The organism is Paracoccus shandongensis (assembly GCF_017315735.1).
GTDB classification, from domain to species: Bacteria; Pseudomonadota; Alphaproteobacteria; order Rhodobacterales; family Rhodobacteraceae; genus Paracoccus; species Paracoccus shandongensis.
In genome coordinates, this window is the sequence record NZ_JAFLRK010000032.1 from 1 (window position 1) to 16,155 (window position 16,155).

Consider the following 16,155-nt stretch of genomic DNA (forward strand, 5'->3'; position numbering starts at 1 on the left):
CCGTCAGCGTCGTCTTGCCGTGGTCAACGTGACCAATCGTGCCAATGTTGACGTGCGGTTTCGTCCGTTCAAACTTTGCCTTTGCCATGGTCTGGCTCCTTTATAGTGACGGTGCGTGCAAGCACGCACCCTACGAGGGTGGTAGGGTGCGTGGTTTCCCACGCACCGCCCTTATGCGTATTTCTTCTGGATCTCGTCCGAGATGTTCTGCGGCACGGCCTCGTAATGGTCGAACTGCATCGTGAACACCGCGCGGCCCGAGGACATCGAGCGCAGGTTGTTGATATAGCCGAACATGTTGGCCAGCGGCACGAAGGCGTCGATGACGTTCGCGTTGCCGCGCGAGTCCTGCCCGCGGACCATGCCGCGGCGGCTGGTCAGGTCGCCGATGATCGAACCCGTGTATTCCTCGGGCGTCACCACCTCGACCTTCATGATCGGTTCCAACAGCTTCGCACCGGCCTTGCGCAGACCTTCGCGCATGGCAGCGCGCGAGGCGATCTCGAAGGCCAGGACCGAGGAGTCGACATCGTGGAACGCGCCGTCGATCAGCGCGACCTTGAAGTCGATCACCGGGAAGCCCGCCAGCGGACCCGAGTCCATCACCGACTTGATGCCCTTTTCGACGCCCGGAATGTATTCCTTGGGCACCGCGCCGCCGACGATCTTGGATTCGAACGAGTAGCCCTCGCCCGGCTCGGTCGGGTTGATCTGCAGCTTCACGCGCGCGAACTGGCCGGTGCCGCCGGTCTGTTTCTTGTGCGTGTAGTCGATCTCGGCCGGCTGGCTGATGGTTTCGCGGTAAGCCACCTGCGGGGCGCCGATATTCGCCTCGACCTTGAACTCGCGCTTCATGCGGTCGACCAGGATGTCGAGGTGAAGTTCGCCCATGCCCTTCATGATGGTCTGGCCCGATTCCAGATCGGTCTCGACGCGGAAGGACGGGTCTTCGGCGGCCAGGCGCTGAAGGGCAAGGCCCATCTTTTCCTGGTCGGCCTTGGACTTGGGTTCCACGGCGATCTCGATCACGGGATCGGGGAAGGTCATGGTTTCCAGGACCACCGGCTTGGCGGGATCGCACAGCGTGTCGCCCGTGGTGGTTTCCTTCAGGCCCGCCAGCGCGATGATGTCGCCCGCGAAGGCTTCGTCGATTTCCTCGCGGTTGATGGCGTGCATCATCATCATGCGGCCCACGCGCTCGCGCTTGCCCTTGGTCGCGTTCAGCATCTGGTCGCCCTTCTTGAGCTGGCCAGAATAGATCCGCGTGAAGGTCAGCGAGCCCACGAAGGGGTCGTTCATGATCTTGAACGCCAGGCCCGAGAAGGGCTGCGCGTCATCGGCCGAACGCTCGATGTTGCGGGTTTCCGTCTCGTCGCCGGGAGCGAAGCCCATCAGCGCGGGCACGTCCAGCGGCGAAGGCAGGAAGTCGATGACCGAGTTCAGCAGCGGCTGCACGCCCTTGTTCTTGAAGGCGGAACCGGCGGTGACCGGGAAGAAGGACAGCGACAGCGTGCCCTTGCGGATCAGCGCGCGCAGGGTCGCCTCGTCAGGCTCGTTGCCTTCCAGATAGGCTTCCATGGCCGCGTCGTCCTGTTCGACGACCAGTTCGAGCAGGTTCATGCGCCATTCGGCGGCCAGATCCTTCAGCTCGTCGCGGATCGGCTGGCGGACCCAGTTGGCGCCCAGGTCTTCGCCCGTCCAGACCCATTCTTCCATCTTGATCAGGTCGACGATGCCTTCCAGCTTGTCCTCGGCGCCGATCGGCAAGGCGATCGGGCAGGGGGTGCCGCCGGTGCGGTCCTTGATCATGCGGACGCAGTTGAAGAAGTCCGCGCCGATCTTGTCCATCTTGTTGACGAACACGATCCGCGGAACCTTGTAGCGGTCGGCCTGCCGCCAGACGGTCTCGGTCTGCGGCTCGACCCCGGCGTTGGCGTCCAGCAGGCAGATCGCGCCGTCCAGCACGGCCAGCGAACGCTCGACCTCGATGGTGAAGTCCACGTGGCCCGGCGTGTCGATGATGTTGAAGCGGTACTTGGTGTCCGAAGTCCCGTCGGTGGTCGGGTCTTCCTGGCGCTGCCAGAACGTGGTGGTCGCGGCAGACGTGATCGTGATGCCGCGTTCCTGTTCCTGTTCCATCCAGTCCATGGTGGACGCACCCTCGTGGGTTTCGCCCATCTTGTGGTTCTTGCCCGTGTAGAAAAGGATGCGCTCGGTCGTGGTCGTCTTGCCGGCATCGATGTGGGCCATGATGCCGAAGTTGCGATAACGCTGAAGCTGATATTCGCGTGCCATGGTCTGGATCCTTTCGCCTTACCAGCGGTAGTGGCTGAACGCCTTGTTCGCGTCGGCCATCTTGTGCGTGTCTTCGCGTTTCTTGACGGCGGTGCCGCGGCCGTTCACGGCATCGGCCAGCTCGCCGGCAAGGCGTTCTTCCATCGTGTGTTCGTTGCGCTTGGCGGCGGCGGTGATCAGCCAGCGGATCGCCAGGGCCTCGCGGCGGGTCGGACGGACCTCGACCGGAACCTGGTAGGTGGCGCCGCCGACCCGGCGCGAACGCACCTCGACCGAGGGTTTGACGTTGTCCAGGGCCTCGTGGAAGACTTCGATCGGCTCGCGCTTCAGACGGTTCTGGACGCGGTCCAGGGCCGAATACACGATGCGCTCGGCCACCGATTTCTTGCCGTCAACCATCAGGTTGTTCATGAATTTGGTCAGCACGCGATCGCCATACTTGGCGTCGGGCAGGACTTCGCGCTTTTCAGCGGCGTGACGACGGGACATGGATGCCTCTCCTTATTTCGGACGCTTGGCGCCGTATTTCGAACGACGCTGGCGACGATCCTTGACGCCCTGGGTATCCAGCACACCGCGCAGGATGTGGTAACGGACACCCGGAAGGTCTTTCACGCGGCCGCCGCGGATCAGCACGACGCTGTGTTCCTGCAGGTTGTGCTTTTCGCCCGGAATATAGGAAATGACCTCGAAGCCGTTGGTCAGCCGCACCTTGGCGACCTTCCGCATGGCGGAGTTCGGTTTCTTCGGCGTCGTGGTATAGACGCGCGTGCAGACGCCGCGCTTCTGCGGGCAGCCCTGAAGGTGCTGCGACTTCGAGCGCTGCACCTTGGGCTGCCGCGGCTTGCGGATCAGCTGTTGGATCGTAGGCATTCGGTTCCCCGTCTTGCTCTGTCAATACTCGCAACCGGCCGGTTGCGCCGCTTCTCGACGGCATTCCACGCGAATCGTGAAATGCCAAACCCATCCGGCCCCGGTTTTCCGAGGAGGACGGGAAAATTCCAGAGGATCGGGGCAATTGCTGGCCCGGATCGTGACCATGAAAAGGTTCTGGTCCCGGACGGTTTCCCGCCGGGTGAGCGGCGTATAAGGGGAATCGCCGGGGGTGTCAACATGACCGCCCGTCAGCTGGCCGCGCGGGCCAGCCTGTCCAGGTCGGCGCGCGCCAGCCCGAAGTGGCGGGCCAGCTGGCGGTCCAGGTCCGCCTCCTCGATCTGCCAGGGGATGCCCGGGCCCATGTCGCCGGAATCGCTGTCGGCATGGATGGACCGGATGAACATCAAGGGCCGCGTGACCGCCACCCCTGGCATCCACAAGGGCAGCTTGGTGTGGTTGAAGTGCAGCGCGGTCTGCGGCTGGTCGGGGGGCAGGAAGATCGTCAGGGCCACGCCCATGTTGTGGGCGATGCGCGGGACGAACTGCGCCCCCCCTGCCCCGGCCCGCAGCATCAGCCCGCGCGAATGATCCAGCGACAGCCACCCTTCGCTGCGCCACAGCCCCTTGACCTGGCCAAAGTCCCGGCGGGCCGCCGCGACATAATCCAGCGCCACGGCATCGTCGTCGTCGTGGCGGAAATGCCCCACCACATCCGCCCGGGGATCGACATGGGGGGCTATGGCGGCGCGGCAGGCCTCCAGGTGCCGCTCCATCGGCGGGACCAGTTCCAGCCGCATCTGCGGCGTACCGGCCACCAGGTCGCGCAGCTGCGACAGCCAGGGCTCGGGCAGGTCGGGGCCGGTCATGATGACCAGCGTGAAGTCAGGATCGGTCTGCGCCAACCAGCCGGGCAGCGCCAGGGTGGTGAACCACAGCCAGCGGCGGGCCAGCCGGTCGGGGTCATAGAGAAAGGCGCGGCGTTCGGCGACGGAGGCATGGTCCTTTTGATAGCCGCGCAGGCCCACATAGGAAAACCGGCACAATCCCAGCATCTGCACGCGCATCAGCGGACCTTTCCGATCTGCGCCTCGCGCCAGATGGTATAGGTGCCCGCCGCGACCACCAGCCCCGATCCCGCCCAGGTCCACAGGTCGGGCCATTCGCCAAAGACCACCAGCCCCATCAGGATCGCCACCAGCAGCGAGGTATAGCGGAACGGCGCGACATAGGAGATCTCGCCCACCCGCATGGATGCGACGGCGGTGACATAGCCCACCGTCAGGAAGGCCGCACCCAGGGCCAGCAGCAGGATCTGCGCCAGGCTGGGCATCGCCCATCCCTGCCCCAGGCTGATGACAAGGCCCGACAGCATCACCCCCGTCGCCGCATAGAAGGCGACCGTGGCCGAACTGATGTCGCGCCCGAAGCCGCGCGTCGCCAGGTCGCGCAGGGCGACCATGGCCATGGCGCCGACGGCCACCACGGCCCAGGGGCCGAAGACCTCGCCCCCCGGGCGCAGGATCAGCAGCACGCCCCCGAAGCCTGCGATCACCGCGCCGATGCGCCGCCAGCCCAGGGTCTCGCCAAAGAACAGCGCGGCCGCGACCATGACCACCAGCGGCAGCGCCTGCATGATGGCGGACAGGTCGCCCATCGCCATGTGCTGCAAGGCGTTCAGGAACAGGATGGTCGAGGCGATCTCTCCCACCATGCGCCAGGCCATCGGGCGGCGGGCGCCTGGCGGGATGCGCAGCGAAAGCCCGCCCAACCGGGGCGCCACGACCGCGATGAAGACCATCACGAACAGCCCGCGCAGGGTGATCGCCTGATAGAGCGGCAGATCCTGGGCCACGAACTTCATCACCGTGTCGTTCAGGCCGAAGGTCACCATGCACAGCGTCATGATGCCCGCCCCGCGCAGGTTGTCGCCCGGCTGGTGCGTCAGCGGCCGGACCGAGGCGGGCCGGACGCGCCGGGACTGGGACAGGATCGGGGTGCGCATGGCAGGGTTCACCAACGGAAGGGTGCTTTCCGGTTAGGCATTGGCGATCCATGGGGCAAGCAGATTTTTCACGTTGCGCAAGCCCTCATGCGGCGACACATTTTAAACGTCTGCGATATTCTGTTTGGCAGGGTTTTCCCCTCACCCCCGTTCAGGCCTTGCCCTAAGGCAGGCCTGCGGCCCTGCATCGGCGGGGTGACCGGACGGGAAACCATGATGCTGCTTCCGCTTTCGCTTCTTTTCGTCGGCGCGGTGCTGACGCTCAACGGGTTGTGGATGATGAACCGCATCGCGGACCGGGAGATCGTGGTCATCAACCTTGCCACGGCCTTCATCACCGCAACCGTCGCGATCCTGTCCATGGCCGGGGCCGACACGCCGCAAGCCGTCAAGGGCGCCGCGCTGACGCTGCTGTTCAGCCTGACCTATCTGTGGGTGGGGATGAACCGGCTGACGGGGTCCGACGGGCGTGGACTGGGCTGGTTCAGCCTTTTCGTGGCGATCTCGGTCCTGCCAGAGGCCATCGCCACGCTGCGCCACGCCCCGGACGCGATGGCGCTGTGGCTGGGCCTGTGCTGGATCGGGTGGGCGGGGCTATGGCTTTTGTATTTTCTTCTGCTGGCGCTTCGCTGGCCGCTGGAACGGACCACTGCGGCAGCCACCCTGGCCAGCGGCGTGCTGACCGCATGGCTGCCCGCCTTGGCCATGCTTTACGCCTGAGGCACCTTCCGGAATGGCAAAAGGCCCGGCATTTCTGCCGGGCCTTCGCGTGTCATTCAGGGGCGATCACTCGCCGCTGTTTTCCGGCAGGTCGGCCATGGCGCCGGGCGCCACCTCGTCCAGCGCGGGCGCGATCAGGGCGGCGGTGGCCTCGGCCTCGGCGCGCCGGGCCTCGATCACCTCGTTGTCGCGCTCGGTCGCGATGCGGCGGACGCGGGCGGTGGCGCCGCCCGTCCCGGCCGGGATCAGCCGGCCGACGATGACGTTCTCCTTGAGGCCCAAGAGCTTGTCACGCTTGCCCTGGACGGCCGCCTCGGTCAGCACGCGGGTCGTTTCCTGGAAGGACGCGGCCGAGATGAAGCTGCGGGTCTGCAGCGACGCCTTGGTGATGCCCAGCAGCACGGGTTCCCCCGTCGCCGGACGGCCACCACGGGCCTCGATCTTGGCGTTTTCTTCCTCGAACTCGTCGCGCTCGACATGCTCGCCCTTCAGCAGGGTGGTGTCCCCGCTGTCGGTGATCTCGATCTTCTGCAGCATCTGGCGGACGATCACCTCGATGTGCTTGTCGTTGATCTTCACGCCCTGCAGCCGGTAAACGTCCTGCACCTCGTCGATCAGGTAATCCGCCAGCGCCTCGATCCCCATGATCCGCAGGATGTCGTGCGGGGCCGGGTTGCCGTCCATGATGTAGTCACCCTTCTGCACGAAGTCGCCTTCCTGCACCGGGATGTGCTTGCCTTTCGGCACCATGTATTCGACGGGCGCGGCACCGTCTTCCGACGGCTCGATGGTGATGCGGCGCTTGTTCTTGTAGTCCTTGCCAAAGCGGACATAGCCGTCGATCTCGGCGATGATCGCGTGGTCCTTGGGACGACGGGCCTCGAACAGTTCGGCCACGCGGGGAAGACCCCCGGTGATGTCCTTGGTCCGTGCGCCTTCCCGCGGAATACGCGCCACCACGTCGCCCGCGCGGATTTCCTGCTGGTCCTCGACCGACAGGATGGCGTCCACCGACATCGGATAGCTGATCGGGTTGCCCTGTTCGTTGCGCACCGGCTCTCCGTTCTCATCCATGATGATGATCTCGGGCTTCAGGTCGTTGCCTTTCGGCGCGGAACGCCAGTCGGTCACGATCTTCTGCGTCATGCCGGTCGCCTCGTCCGTCTCGTCGCGGACCGAAATCCCCGAGAGCAGGTCGACGAACTTCGTGATCCCCGCCTTTTCGGCGATGATCGGCAGGGTATAGGGATCCCATTCGAACAGCTTGGCGCCACGGATGACCCGCTCGCCTTCCTTCACGAACAGCTTGCTGCCATAGAACAGCTTGTGGCTGGCGCGTTCCTGGCCTTGGTCGTCCAGGATCAGCAACTGCATGTTGCGCGACATCACGACCTGTTCGCCATTGGCATTGGTCAGGATGTTTTCGTTGCGGAACTGCACGGTCCCTTCATGGGACGCCGCCTGGAACGACTGCTGGCCGCCCTGCGCGATGCCGCCGATGTGGAAGGTCCGCATCGTCAGCTGCGTGCCGGGTTCGCCGATCGACTGCGCGGCGATGATGCCCACCGCCTCGCCGATGTTGACCAGCGTGCCGCGGGCCAGGTCGCGGCCATAGCACAGCGCGCAGATCCCGTCCTCGGATTCGCAGGTCAGGGCAGACCGGATGCGCACCGACTGCACGCCCGCCTGTTCGATGGCATCGGCCTTGCGTTCGTCGATCACCTCGTTGGCGCGGACGATGATCTCGTCCTCGCCCGGGACCAGCACGTCCTCGGCCGCGGTGCGGCCCAGCACGCGTTCGGACAGCGGGCTGATGACCTCGCCGTCGTTGACCGCCGCCGAAGCGGTGATCGCCTGCTCGGTCCCGCAGTCGTGTTCGCGGATGATGCAGTCCTGCGCCACGTCCACCAGGCGGCGGGTCAGGTAACCCGAGTTCGCCGTCTTCAGCGCCGTGTCCGACAGACCCTTCCGCGCGCCGTGGGTCGAGTTGAAATATTCAAGAACGGTCAGGCCTTCCTTGAAGTTCGAGATGATCGGCGTCTCGATGATCTCGCCCGAGGGCTTGGCCATCAGGCCGCGCATACCCCCCAGCTGCTTCATCTGGTTGGTCGAACCGCGCGCACCCGAATGCGCCATCATATAGACGCTGTTCGGCTCCATCTCGGCGCCGGTCTCGTCCTTCTTGGTGGCCGAGATCGTCGCCATCATGGCCTCGGTCACGCGGTCGTTGCACTTCGACCAGGCGTCCACGACCTTGTTGTACTTCTCGCCCTGGGTGATCAGGCCGTCGAGATACTGCTGCTCGAACTCCTTCACCTGCTCCTGGACTTCCTCGACGATGGTCCACTTGTTGTCGGGCACCACCATGTCGTCCTTGCCGAAGCTGATGCCGGCACGGAACGCCTCGCGGAAGCCAAGGCCCATGATCTGGTCGCAGAAGATCACCGATTCCTTCTGCCCGCAGTAGCGATAGACGGTATCGATGACGTGCTGCACGTCCTTCTTGCGCAGCAGGCGGTTGACAAGTTCAAACGGCGCCTTGGCGTTCATCGGCAGCAGAGCGCCCAGCCGGACGCGGCCCGGCGTGGTCTCGAACCGCTTGACGACCTCGTTGCCGTTCTCGTCGATCTGCTTGATGCGCGCGGTGATGCGCGCGTGCAGATGCACCTCGCCTGCGGCAAGGGCGTGTTCGACCTCGTTCACGTTGGCGAAGGCCATGCCCTCGCCCTTCATGCCCTCGCGCTGCATGGACGTGTAGTAGAGGCCCAGAACCATGTCCTGCGACGGCACGATGATCGGCGCGCCGTTGGCGGGCGACAGCACGTTGTTCGTGGACATCATCAGGACGCGCGCTTCCAGCTGCGCTTCCAGCGACAGCGGAACGTGCACGGCCATCTGGTCGCCGTCGAAGTCGGCGTTGAAGGCGGAACAGACCAGCGGGTGCAGCTGGATCGCCTTGCCCTCGATCAGGATCGGCTCGAAGGCCTGGATGCCCAGGCGGTGCAGCGTCGGCGCGCGGTTCAGCAGGACCGGATGCTCGCGGATCACCTCGTCCAGGATGTCCCAGACCTCGGGGCGTTCCTTCTCGACCAGCTTCTTGGCCTGCTTGACGGTGGACGACAGCCCCTTCGCCTCAAGCCGCGAATAGATGAAGGGCTTGAACAGCTCCAAGGCCATCTTCTTGGGCAAGCCGCACTGGTGCAGCTTCAGTTCCGGCCCGGTCACGATCACCGAACGGCCCGAGAAGTCCACGCGCTTGCCCAGCAGGTTCTGGCGGAAGCGGCCCTGCTTGCCCTTCAGCATGTCGGACAGCGACTTCAGCGGGCGGCGGTTGTTCCCGGTGATGACGCGGCCGCGACGGCCGTTGTCGAACAGCGCGTCCACCGATTCCTGCAGCATCCGCTTTTCGTTGCGCACGATGATGTCGGGCGCGCGAAGCTCGATCAGGCGCTTCAGGCGGTTGTTGCGGTTGATGACGCGGCGATACAGGTCGTTCAGGTCCGACGTGGCGAAACGGCCGCCGTCCAGCGGGACCAGCGGGCGCAGTTCCGGCGGAATGACCGGGATCACGGTCAGCACCATCCATTCCGGACGGTTGCCCGATTCCAGGAAGGATTCGACGATCTTCAGGCGCTTGATGATCTTCTTGGGCTTCAATTCGCCCGTGGCTTCCTTCAGATCCTCGCGCAACTGGTCGGCGGTGGCCTGCAGGTCGATATTGGCCAGCATCGCCCGGATCGCCTCGGCGCCGATATCGGCGCTGAAGGCGTCGGCGCCATAGTTGTCCTGCGCGTCCAGGAATTCTTCCTCGGACAGCAGCTGGCCATAGGTCAGGTCGGTCAGGCCCGGCTCGATGACGACATAGTTCTCGAAATACAGGATCCGTTCCAGATCGCGCAGCGTCATGTCCAGCATCAACCCGATGCGGGAGGGCAGCGATTTCAGGAACCAGATGTGGGCCACCGGCGCGGCCAGTTCGATATGGCCCATCCGCTCGCGGCGGACCTTTTGCAGGGTCACTTCCACGCCGCATTTCTCGCAGACGAGGCCGCGATACTTCATGCGCTTGTACTTGCCGCACAGGCATTCATAGTCCTTGATCGGACCGAAGATGCGCGCGCAGAACAGACCGTCCCGTTCCGGCTTGAACGTGCGGTAGTTGATCGTCTCGGGCTTCTTCACCTCGCCAAAGGACCAGGCGAGGATTTCCTCGGGCGAGGCCAGCGAGATCTTGATTTCGTCGAACTGCCGCGGCGGGGCCAGCGGGTTCAGGGGATTGGTGGCAAGTTCCTGGTTCATTCTTTTTTCCTAATGAAAGGGCGCGGGGGAGAGGCGGTGCGTGAAGATCACGCACCCTACGGCATGGTAGGGTGCGTGCTTGCACGCACCGTTACTCGTCCTCCTCCGCATCCAGGAGTTCCATGTTGAGGCCCAGACCCCGGACCTCCTTGACCAGCACGTTGAAGGATTCCGGCACGCCGGCCTCGAAGTTGTCGTCGCCCTTGACGATGGATTCATAGACCTTGGTCCGGCCCGCCACGTCGTCCGACTTGACCGTCAGCATCTCCTGCAAGGTATAGGCGGCGCCATAGGCTTCAAGGGCCCAGACCTCCATTTCCCCAAGGCGCTGGCCGCCGAACTGCGCCTTGCCGCCCAGCGGTTGCTGCGTGACGAGGCTGTAGGGCCCGGTCGAACGCGCGTGCATCTTGTCGTCGACAAGGTGGTGCAGCTTCAGGACATACTTCATGCCCACCGTCACCTTGCGCGCGAACTGCTCGCCCGTGCGGCCGTCGAAGACCACCGACTGGCCCGAGGTGTCAAACCCCGCCCGGCGCAGCGCGTCGTTCACGTCAGCCTCTTTCGCGCCGTCGAAGACGGGCGTGGCGACCGGAACGCCGGTGCGCACGGTGTTGGCGTGTTCGACCAGCAGGTCGTCCTCCATGCCCTCGAAGGTCTCGGCATAAAGGTCGTCGCCATAGCCGATGCGCATCGCCTCGCGGACCGGAGCCATGTCGCCGTTGCGGCGATACTCCTCCAGCGCCTCGTCGATCTTGATGCCAAGACCGCGCGATGCCCAACCCATGTGGGTTTCCAGGATCTGGCCGACGTTCATGCGCGAGGGCACGCCCAGCGGGTTCAGAACCAGGTCGACCGGGGTGCCGTCGGCCAGGAAGGGCATGTCCTCGATCGGCACGACCTTGGAGACGACGCCCTTGTTGCCGTGACGCCCGGCCATCTTGTCGCCCGCCTGCAGCTTGCGCTTCACGGCGACAAAGACCTTGACCATCTTCATCACGCCCGGCGGCAGGTCGTCGCCCTGGCGGACCTTCTCGACCTTGTCCTCGAAGCGGGCCTCAAGGGCCTTCTTCTGGGCGTCATACTGATGGTTCAGCGCCTCGACTTCCTTGGCGGTGTCTTCCTCGCTGACGGCAAGCTGCCACCACTGGCCGCGCGACAGCGTGCCCAGCAGATCCTCGGTGATCTCGGAATTGGCCTTGATCCCCTTCGGACCCTTGACGGCGGTCTTGCCCAGGATCAGCGATTTCAGACGCGCATAGATGTTGCGGTCCAGGATCGCCTGTTCGTCGTCGCGGTCACGCGCCAGACGCTCGACTTCCTCGCGCTCGATCTGCAGGGCGCGTTCATCCTTGTCCACGCCGTGACGGTTGAAGACGCGGACTTCCACGATGGTCCCGTAAGCCCCCGGCGGCAGGCGCAGCGAGGTGTCGCGCACGTCCGACGCCTTTTCCCCAAAGATGGCGCGCAGAAGCTTTTCTTCCGGCGTCATCGGGCTTTCCCCCTTGGGGGTGATCTTGCCCACCAGGATGTCGCCCGGGCCCACCTCGGCGCCGATATAGACGATGCCGGCCTCGTCGAGGTTGCGGAGCGCCTCCTCGCCCACGTTCGGGATGTCGCGGGTGATCTCCTCGGGCCCCAGCTTGGTGTCGCGGGCCGCAACCTCGTATTCGTCGATATGGATCGAGGTGAACACGTCGTCGCGGTGGATCCGCTCGGAAATCAGGATCGAGTCCTCGTAGTTGTAGCCGTTCCAGGGCATGAAGGCCACGACCACGTTGCGGCCGATCGCCAGTTCGCCCTGGTCGGTCGAGGGACCGTCGGCGATGACCTGGCCGCCCACCACCTTTTCGCCCACCTTGACCAGCGGACGCTGGTTGATGGTCGAGGACTGGTTGGACCGCTTGAACTTGCGCAGGCGATAGATGTCCACGCCCGCGTCGCCCGCTTCCAGCCCTTCGGTCGCGCGCACGACGATCCGCTGCGCATCGACCTGGTCGATGACGCCGCCCCGGCGCGCCATGATGGCGGCGCCACTGTCACGGGCCACGGTCGCTTCCATGCCGGTGCCGACAAACGGCGCCTCGGCCCGCAGCAGCGGAACCGCCTGGCGCTGCATGTTGGACCCCATCAGCGCGCGGTTGGCGTCGTCGTTTTCCAGGAACGGGATCAGCGCGGCGGCGACCGACACAAGCTGCTTGGGCGACACGTCGATCAGGTCGATGGCATCGACCGGGTTCAGCGTGAAGTCGCCCGCCTGGCGGGTCGAGATCAGTTCGTCGACAAAGCGCCCCTCGGCGTCCAGCGTCGCGTTGGCCTGGGCCACGGTGTGGCGCATTTCCTCGGTCGCGGACATGTAGACCACGTCGTCGGTCACGCGACCGTCCACCACCTTGCGGTAGGGGGTCTCGATGAAGCCGTACTTGTTCACGCGGGCAAAGGTCGCCAGGCTGTTGATCAGGCCGATGTTCTGGCCTTCCGGCGTCTCGATCGGGCACATCCGACCGTAGTGGGTCGGGTGCACGTCGCGCACCTCGAACCCCGCGCGCTCGCGCGTCAGGCCGCCCGGCCCCAGGGCCGACAGGCGGCGCTTGTGCGTCACCTCGGACAAGGGGTTGGTCTGGTCCATGAACTGCGACAACTGGCTGCTGCCGAAGAATTCACGCACCGCCGCCGCCGCGGGTTTCGCGTTGATCAGATCCTGCGGCATCACGGTGTCGATCTCGACGCCCGACATGCGTTCGCGGATGGCGCGTTCCATGCGCAGCAGGCCGACGCGATACTGGTTTTCCATCAGTTCGCCGACCGAGCGCACCCGGCGGTTGCCCAGGTGGTCGATGTCGTCGATCTCGCCCTTGCCGTCGCGCAGTTCCACCAGGCCGCGCACGCAGGCCACGATGTCCTCGGGGCGCAGCGTCCGCTGGGTGTCGGGCGCGTCCAGATCCAGGCGCATGTTCATCTTGACCCGGCCCACGGCGGACAGGTCATAGCGTTCGCTGTCGAAGAACAGGCTGTTGAACAGGTTCTGCGCGGCCTCCACGGTGGGGGGCTCGCCCGGGCGCATGACGCGATAGATGTCCATCAGGGCACCCTCGCGGCTCATGTTCTTGTCGGCGGCCATCGTGTTGCGGATATAGGGGCCGACATTGACATGGTCGATGTCCAGCACCGGGATATCGGTGATGTCGTTGTCCAGCAGCACCTTGAGCAGGCCGCCCGACAGGTCGCCGTCGCGGTTGTATTCCGCGGTGATCTCGTCGCCCGCCTCGGCATAGATGAAGCCGGTGGTGTCGTTGACGATGTCCTTGGCGACGAAGCGGCCGACGATCCGCTCGAACGGAACCAGCAGGTTCAGCGCATCGCCCGATTCCTGCAGCTTCTTGACCAGGCGCGGCGTCACCTTGTCGCCGGCCTTGGCGATGACCTCGCCCGTGTCGGCGTTCACCAGGTCATAGGACGGACGGGTGCCGCGCACGCGTTCGGGGAAGAAGCGCGTGACCCAGCCTTGCGACCGGCCCTCGCGGCGCAGGGTGTAATCCACGGTCTGGTAGAAGGCATCCATGATGCCCTCCTGGTCCATGCCAAGCGCATACAGAAGCGTCGTCACCGGCAGCTTGCGGCGGCGGTCGATGCGCGAGAAGACCAGATCCTTGGCGTCGAATTCAAAATCCAGCCACGACCCGCGATAGGGAATGATCCGGCAGGCGAACAGCAGTTTCCCGGACGAATGGGTCTTGCCGCGGTCGTGGTCGAAGAACACGCCGGGGCTGCGGTGCATCTGGGACACGACGACGCGCTCGGTCCCGTTCACGATGAACGTCCCGTTCTGGGTCATCAAGGGCATGTCGCCCATGAAGACGTCCTGTTCCTTGATGTCCTTGACCGACTTGGCGCCGGTGTTTTCATCGACATCGAACACGATCAGGCGCAGCGTCACCTTGAGCGGCGCGGCATAGGTCATGTCGCGCTGCTGGCATTCGTCCACGTCGTATTTCGGACGCTCAAGCTCGTATTTCACGAATTCCAGCGTGGCGGTCTCGTTGAAGTCCTTGATCGGGAAGACCGACTGGAAGACGCCCTGGATCCCCTCGCCATCGTTGTGGCCGGTGCCTTCGCCCGAATTGAGGAACAGGTCGTAGGAGGATTTCTGAACCTCGATCAGGTTCGGCATCTCCAGGACTTCGCGGATATTGCCATAATAGCGCCGGATACGCTTCTGGCCGACATAAGCTTGCGCCATGCGGTTGACTTCCCCTTCAAACACGTCATGCGCCGGCACGCCCGGGATGGCGTGCAGCGCAGGGTTGTCGGTCACTTCGGCTCAATACCAGGGGCGCTTCCCACAGCGCCCCACCCGAACCAGAATGCTGACCCTACAAAGGCCCGCGAACGGGACTTGGTACGAGCAGCAGCGTATCGCCCGAGCGTCCGTATATGGGGCAGGACGCCTGAAAGCACAACCGCAGAAACGAATCGCAAGCGCGAAGATTTAGCATACTGGGGTGCGGGCACAAGACCTGGAGAGGCTTTCGAAAACGTGGGTCAACTCCTTTTGCTGCGCGGCAGGACTGTAGCGCGCCCTGATCTCGCTTGCGCCAAGACTGGCCATCGCATCCAGCCGCCGGGGATCGCTGCGGTACTCGGAAACCATATCCTCGACCTTGTGCAGGAATTGCGGCAGATTTCCATCCGGAATCGGGAAGGACCATTGCGGATCGAAGAACTCGTCTCCTCCACCCCCGGTAAAGCCGACCACCAGGCACCCTGCCGCCATGGCCTCGGCCGGGGGCAAGCCGAATCCCTCATTCTCGGAAAAGGACAGAAAGATGCGGGCCCTTCCAAGAATGGCAGCCACTTCGGAAAGCGGCATCCCGTCGATTGGCTGCAGTTGATAGTCGGAAACCTGTCCCCGGTCCTTCAGCGACCTCACAAGCAGTTCAACATCGTCGGGCCGACGCCGGGGCATGTAGGCAATGATGTTTTCCTTAGGTCCTGGCCGGAACAGGGTCGTGTCTATGGCCAGGGGCACCTTGTGCAGCGGCGACAGATTCATCAGGCGCGCGAAGCCCAGGCAAATCTCGGACACGGCAATCACGGCGCAAAAGCGTGCCGGATCCCATGCGAGCCGCTTCTTCCTTTCCTTGAGCCAGACATAGGCCTGCACAAGAAGAACAAGTTTGTGACGGGGAAAGGCCGCAGGCAGCCAGGGCGCCGAATATTCCGGCACAACAATTATGTCGTCATCCCGAAGGTTCAAGACCTTCGACGGTTCGGGATTTCGAAAAACAGGATTGCGCATCCTGCGCAAAAGGAAATTTCTCGCGCCAAGAACCCTGGCGACCTCGGCGGTATAAAGGATCTTGCTTGACTGAGGGCCGAACTTGTATTCGAAGCCGGGCGTTTCACAAATCGCTTCTGCCTCGAAGCCGTTCTCGCGCAGCAAACGCACCCAATCGAGAATGACGCTGACCCCACCGCAAGGGGCTGCCGTTCCAGGTATATAGAACAGAAAGCGCGCCATCGCCCCTCGGAAACAGGAATACGCCGCCGGACGCTGCCCGGCGGCGCAAATGCCATGATTACTTCAGTTCGACCTTGGCGCCAGCCGCTTCGAGCTTTTTCTTCATGTCTTCGGCGTCGGCCTTGGAAGCGCCTTCCTTGACCTTGCCGCCGGCTTCGACCAGATCCTTGGCCTCTTTCAGGCCCAGGCCGGTGATGCCGCGCACTTCCTTGATCACGTTGATCTTGTTGGCGCCGGCTTCGACCAGGACGACGTCGAATTCGGTCTTTTCCTCGGCGGCTTCAGCCGGGCCGGCGGCCGGGCCGGCCATCATGACGGCGCCGCCGGCGGCGGGCTCGATGCCGTACTTGTCCTTCAGGATGGTCTTCAGTTCCTGGGCTTCCAGCAGGGTCAGGCCCACGATTTGTTCGGCGAGTTGGTTCAGATCAGCCATTTTTCCGTTCTT

At 64.3% G+C, this 16,155-nt stretch carries 11 protein-coding genes; 1 reads left to right on the forward strand and 10 read right to left on the reverse strand.

Annotation, left to right across the window (positions count from 1 at the left end):
• The 6 genes from JX613_RS15940 to JX613_RS15965 all read right to left on the reverse strand — a co-directional run.
• A partial coding sequence (locus JX613_RS15940) for a GTP-binding protein (protein ID WP_199260480.1) occupies positions 1-88 on the reverse strand: 88 nt, incomplete at its 3' end.
• 83 nt (positions 89-171) lie between these two features.
• Positions 172-2,295 carry an elongation factor G gene (gene fusA, locus JX613_RS15945; protein WP_207102460.1) on the reverse strand — a complete coding sequence of 708 codons (2,124 nt, stop codon included), beginning with the start codon at positions 2,293-2,295 and terminating at the stop codon, positions 172-174.
• An 18-nt stretch (positions 2,296-2,313) separates the two neighbouring features.
• Complete coding sequence (gene rpsG, locus JX613_RS15950) at positions 2,314-2,784, reverse strand: 30S ribosomal protein S7 (RefSeq protein ID WP_207102461.1); 471 nt, start codon at positions 2,782-2,784, stop codon at positions 2,314-2,316.
• 12 nt (positions 2,785-2,796) lie between these two features.
• Positions 2,797-3,168, reverse strand: a complete 372-nt coding sequence (gene rpsL, locus JX613_RS15955) for a 30S ribosomal protein S12 (RefSeq protein ID WP_022705687.1) — start codon at positions 3,166-3,168, stop codon at positions 2,797-2,799.
• 251 nt (positions 3,169-3,419) lie between these two features.
• Positions 3,420-4,235 carry a glycosyltransferase gene (locus JX613_RS15960; protein WP_207102462.1) on the reverse strand — a complete coding sequence of 272 codons (816 nt, stop codon included), beginning with the start codon at positions 4,233-4,235 and terminating at the stop codon, positions 3,420-3,422.
• On the reverse strand, positions 4,235-5,173 hold the full coding sequence (locus tag JX613_RS15965; protein WP_207102463.1) for a DMT family transporter: 939 nt from the start codon (positions 5,171-5,173) through the stop codon (positions 4,235-4,237). The genes JX613_RS15960 and JX613_RS15965 overlap by 1 nt, the downstream gene beginning before the upstream one ends.
• A 216-nt stretch (positions 5,174-5,389) precedes the next feature.
• Between JX613_RS15965 and JX613_RS15970 the strand changes: the two genes are divergently transcribed.
• Entirely contained in the window at positions 5,390-5,893 is a 504-nt protein-coding gene (locus JX613_RS15970) for an AmiS/UreI family transporter (protein WP_207102464.1), read from the forward strand.
• A gap of 66 nt (positions 5,894-5,959) precedes the next feature.
• Here JX613_RS15970 and rpoC read toward each other — a convergent pair whose 3' ends face one another.
• From rpoC to rplL, 4 genes are all read right to left on the reverse strand, one after another.
• The gene (rpoC, locus tag JX613_RS15975; protein WP_207102465.1) at positions 5,960-10,192 is read right to left on the reverse strand and encodes a DNA-directed RNA polymerase subunit beta'; all 4,233 of its coding nucleotides are present in this window, start codon (positions 10,190-10,192) and stop codon (positions 5,960-5,962) included.
• A 91-nt stretch (positions 10,193-10,283) separates the two neighbouring features.
• Entirely contained in the window at positions 10,284-14,429 is a 4,146-nt protein-coding gene (gene rpoB / locus JX613_RS15980; protein ID WP_207102493.1) for a DNA-directed RNA polymerase subunit beta, read from the reverse strand.
• Positions 14,430-14,678: 249 nt separating this feature from the next.
• Positions 14,679-15,710 (reverse strand): glycosyltransferase family 4 protein, encoded by a 1,032-nt coding sequence (locus JX613_RS15985; RefSeq protein WP_207102466.1) that lies wholly within the window; start codon positions 15,708-15,710, stop codon positions 14,679-14,681.
• A gap of 58 nt (positions 15,711-15,768) precedes the next feature.
• Entirely contained in the window at positions 15,769-16,143 is a 375-nt protein-coding gene (gene rplL, locus JX613_RS15990; protein WP_207102467.1) for a 50S ribosomal protein L7/L12, read from the reverse strand.
• Positions 16,144-16,155 lie beyond the last annotated feature (12 nt).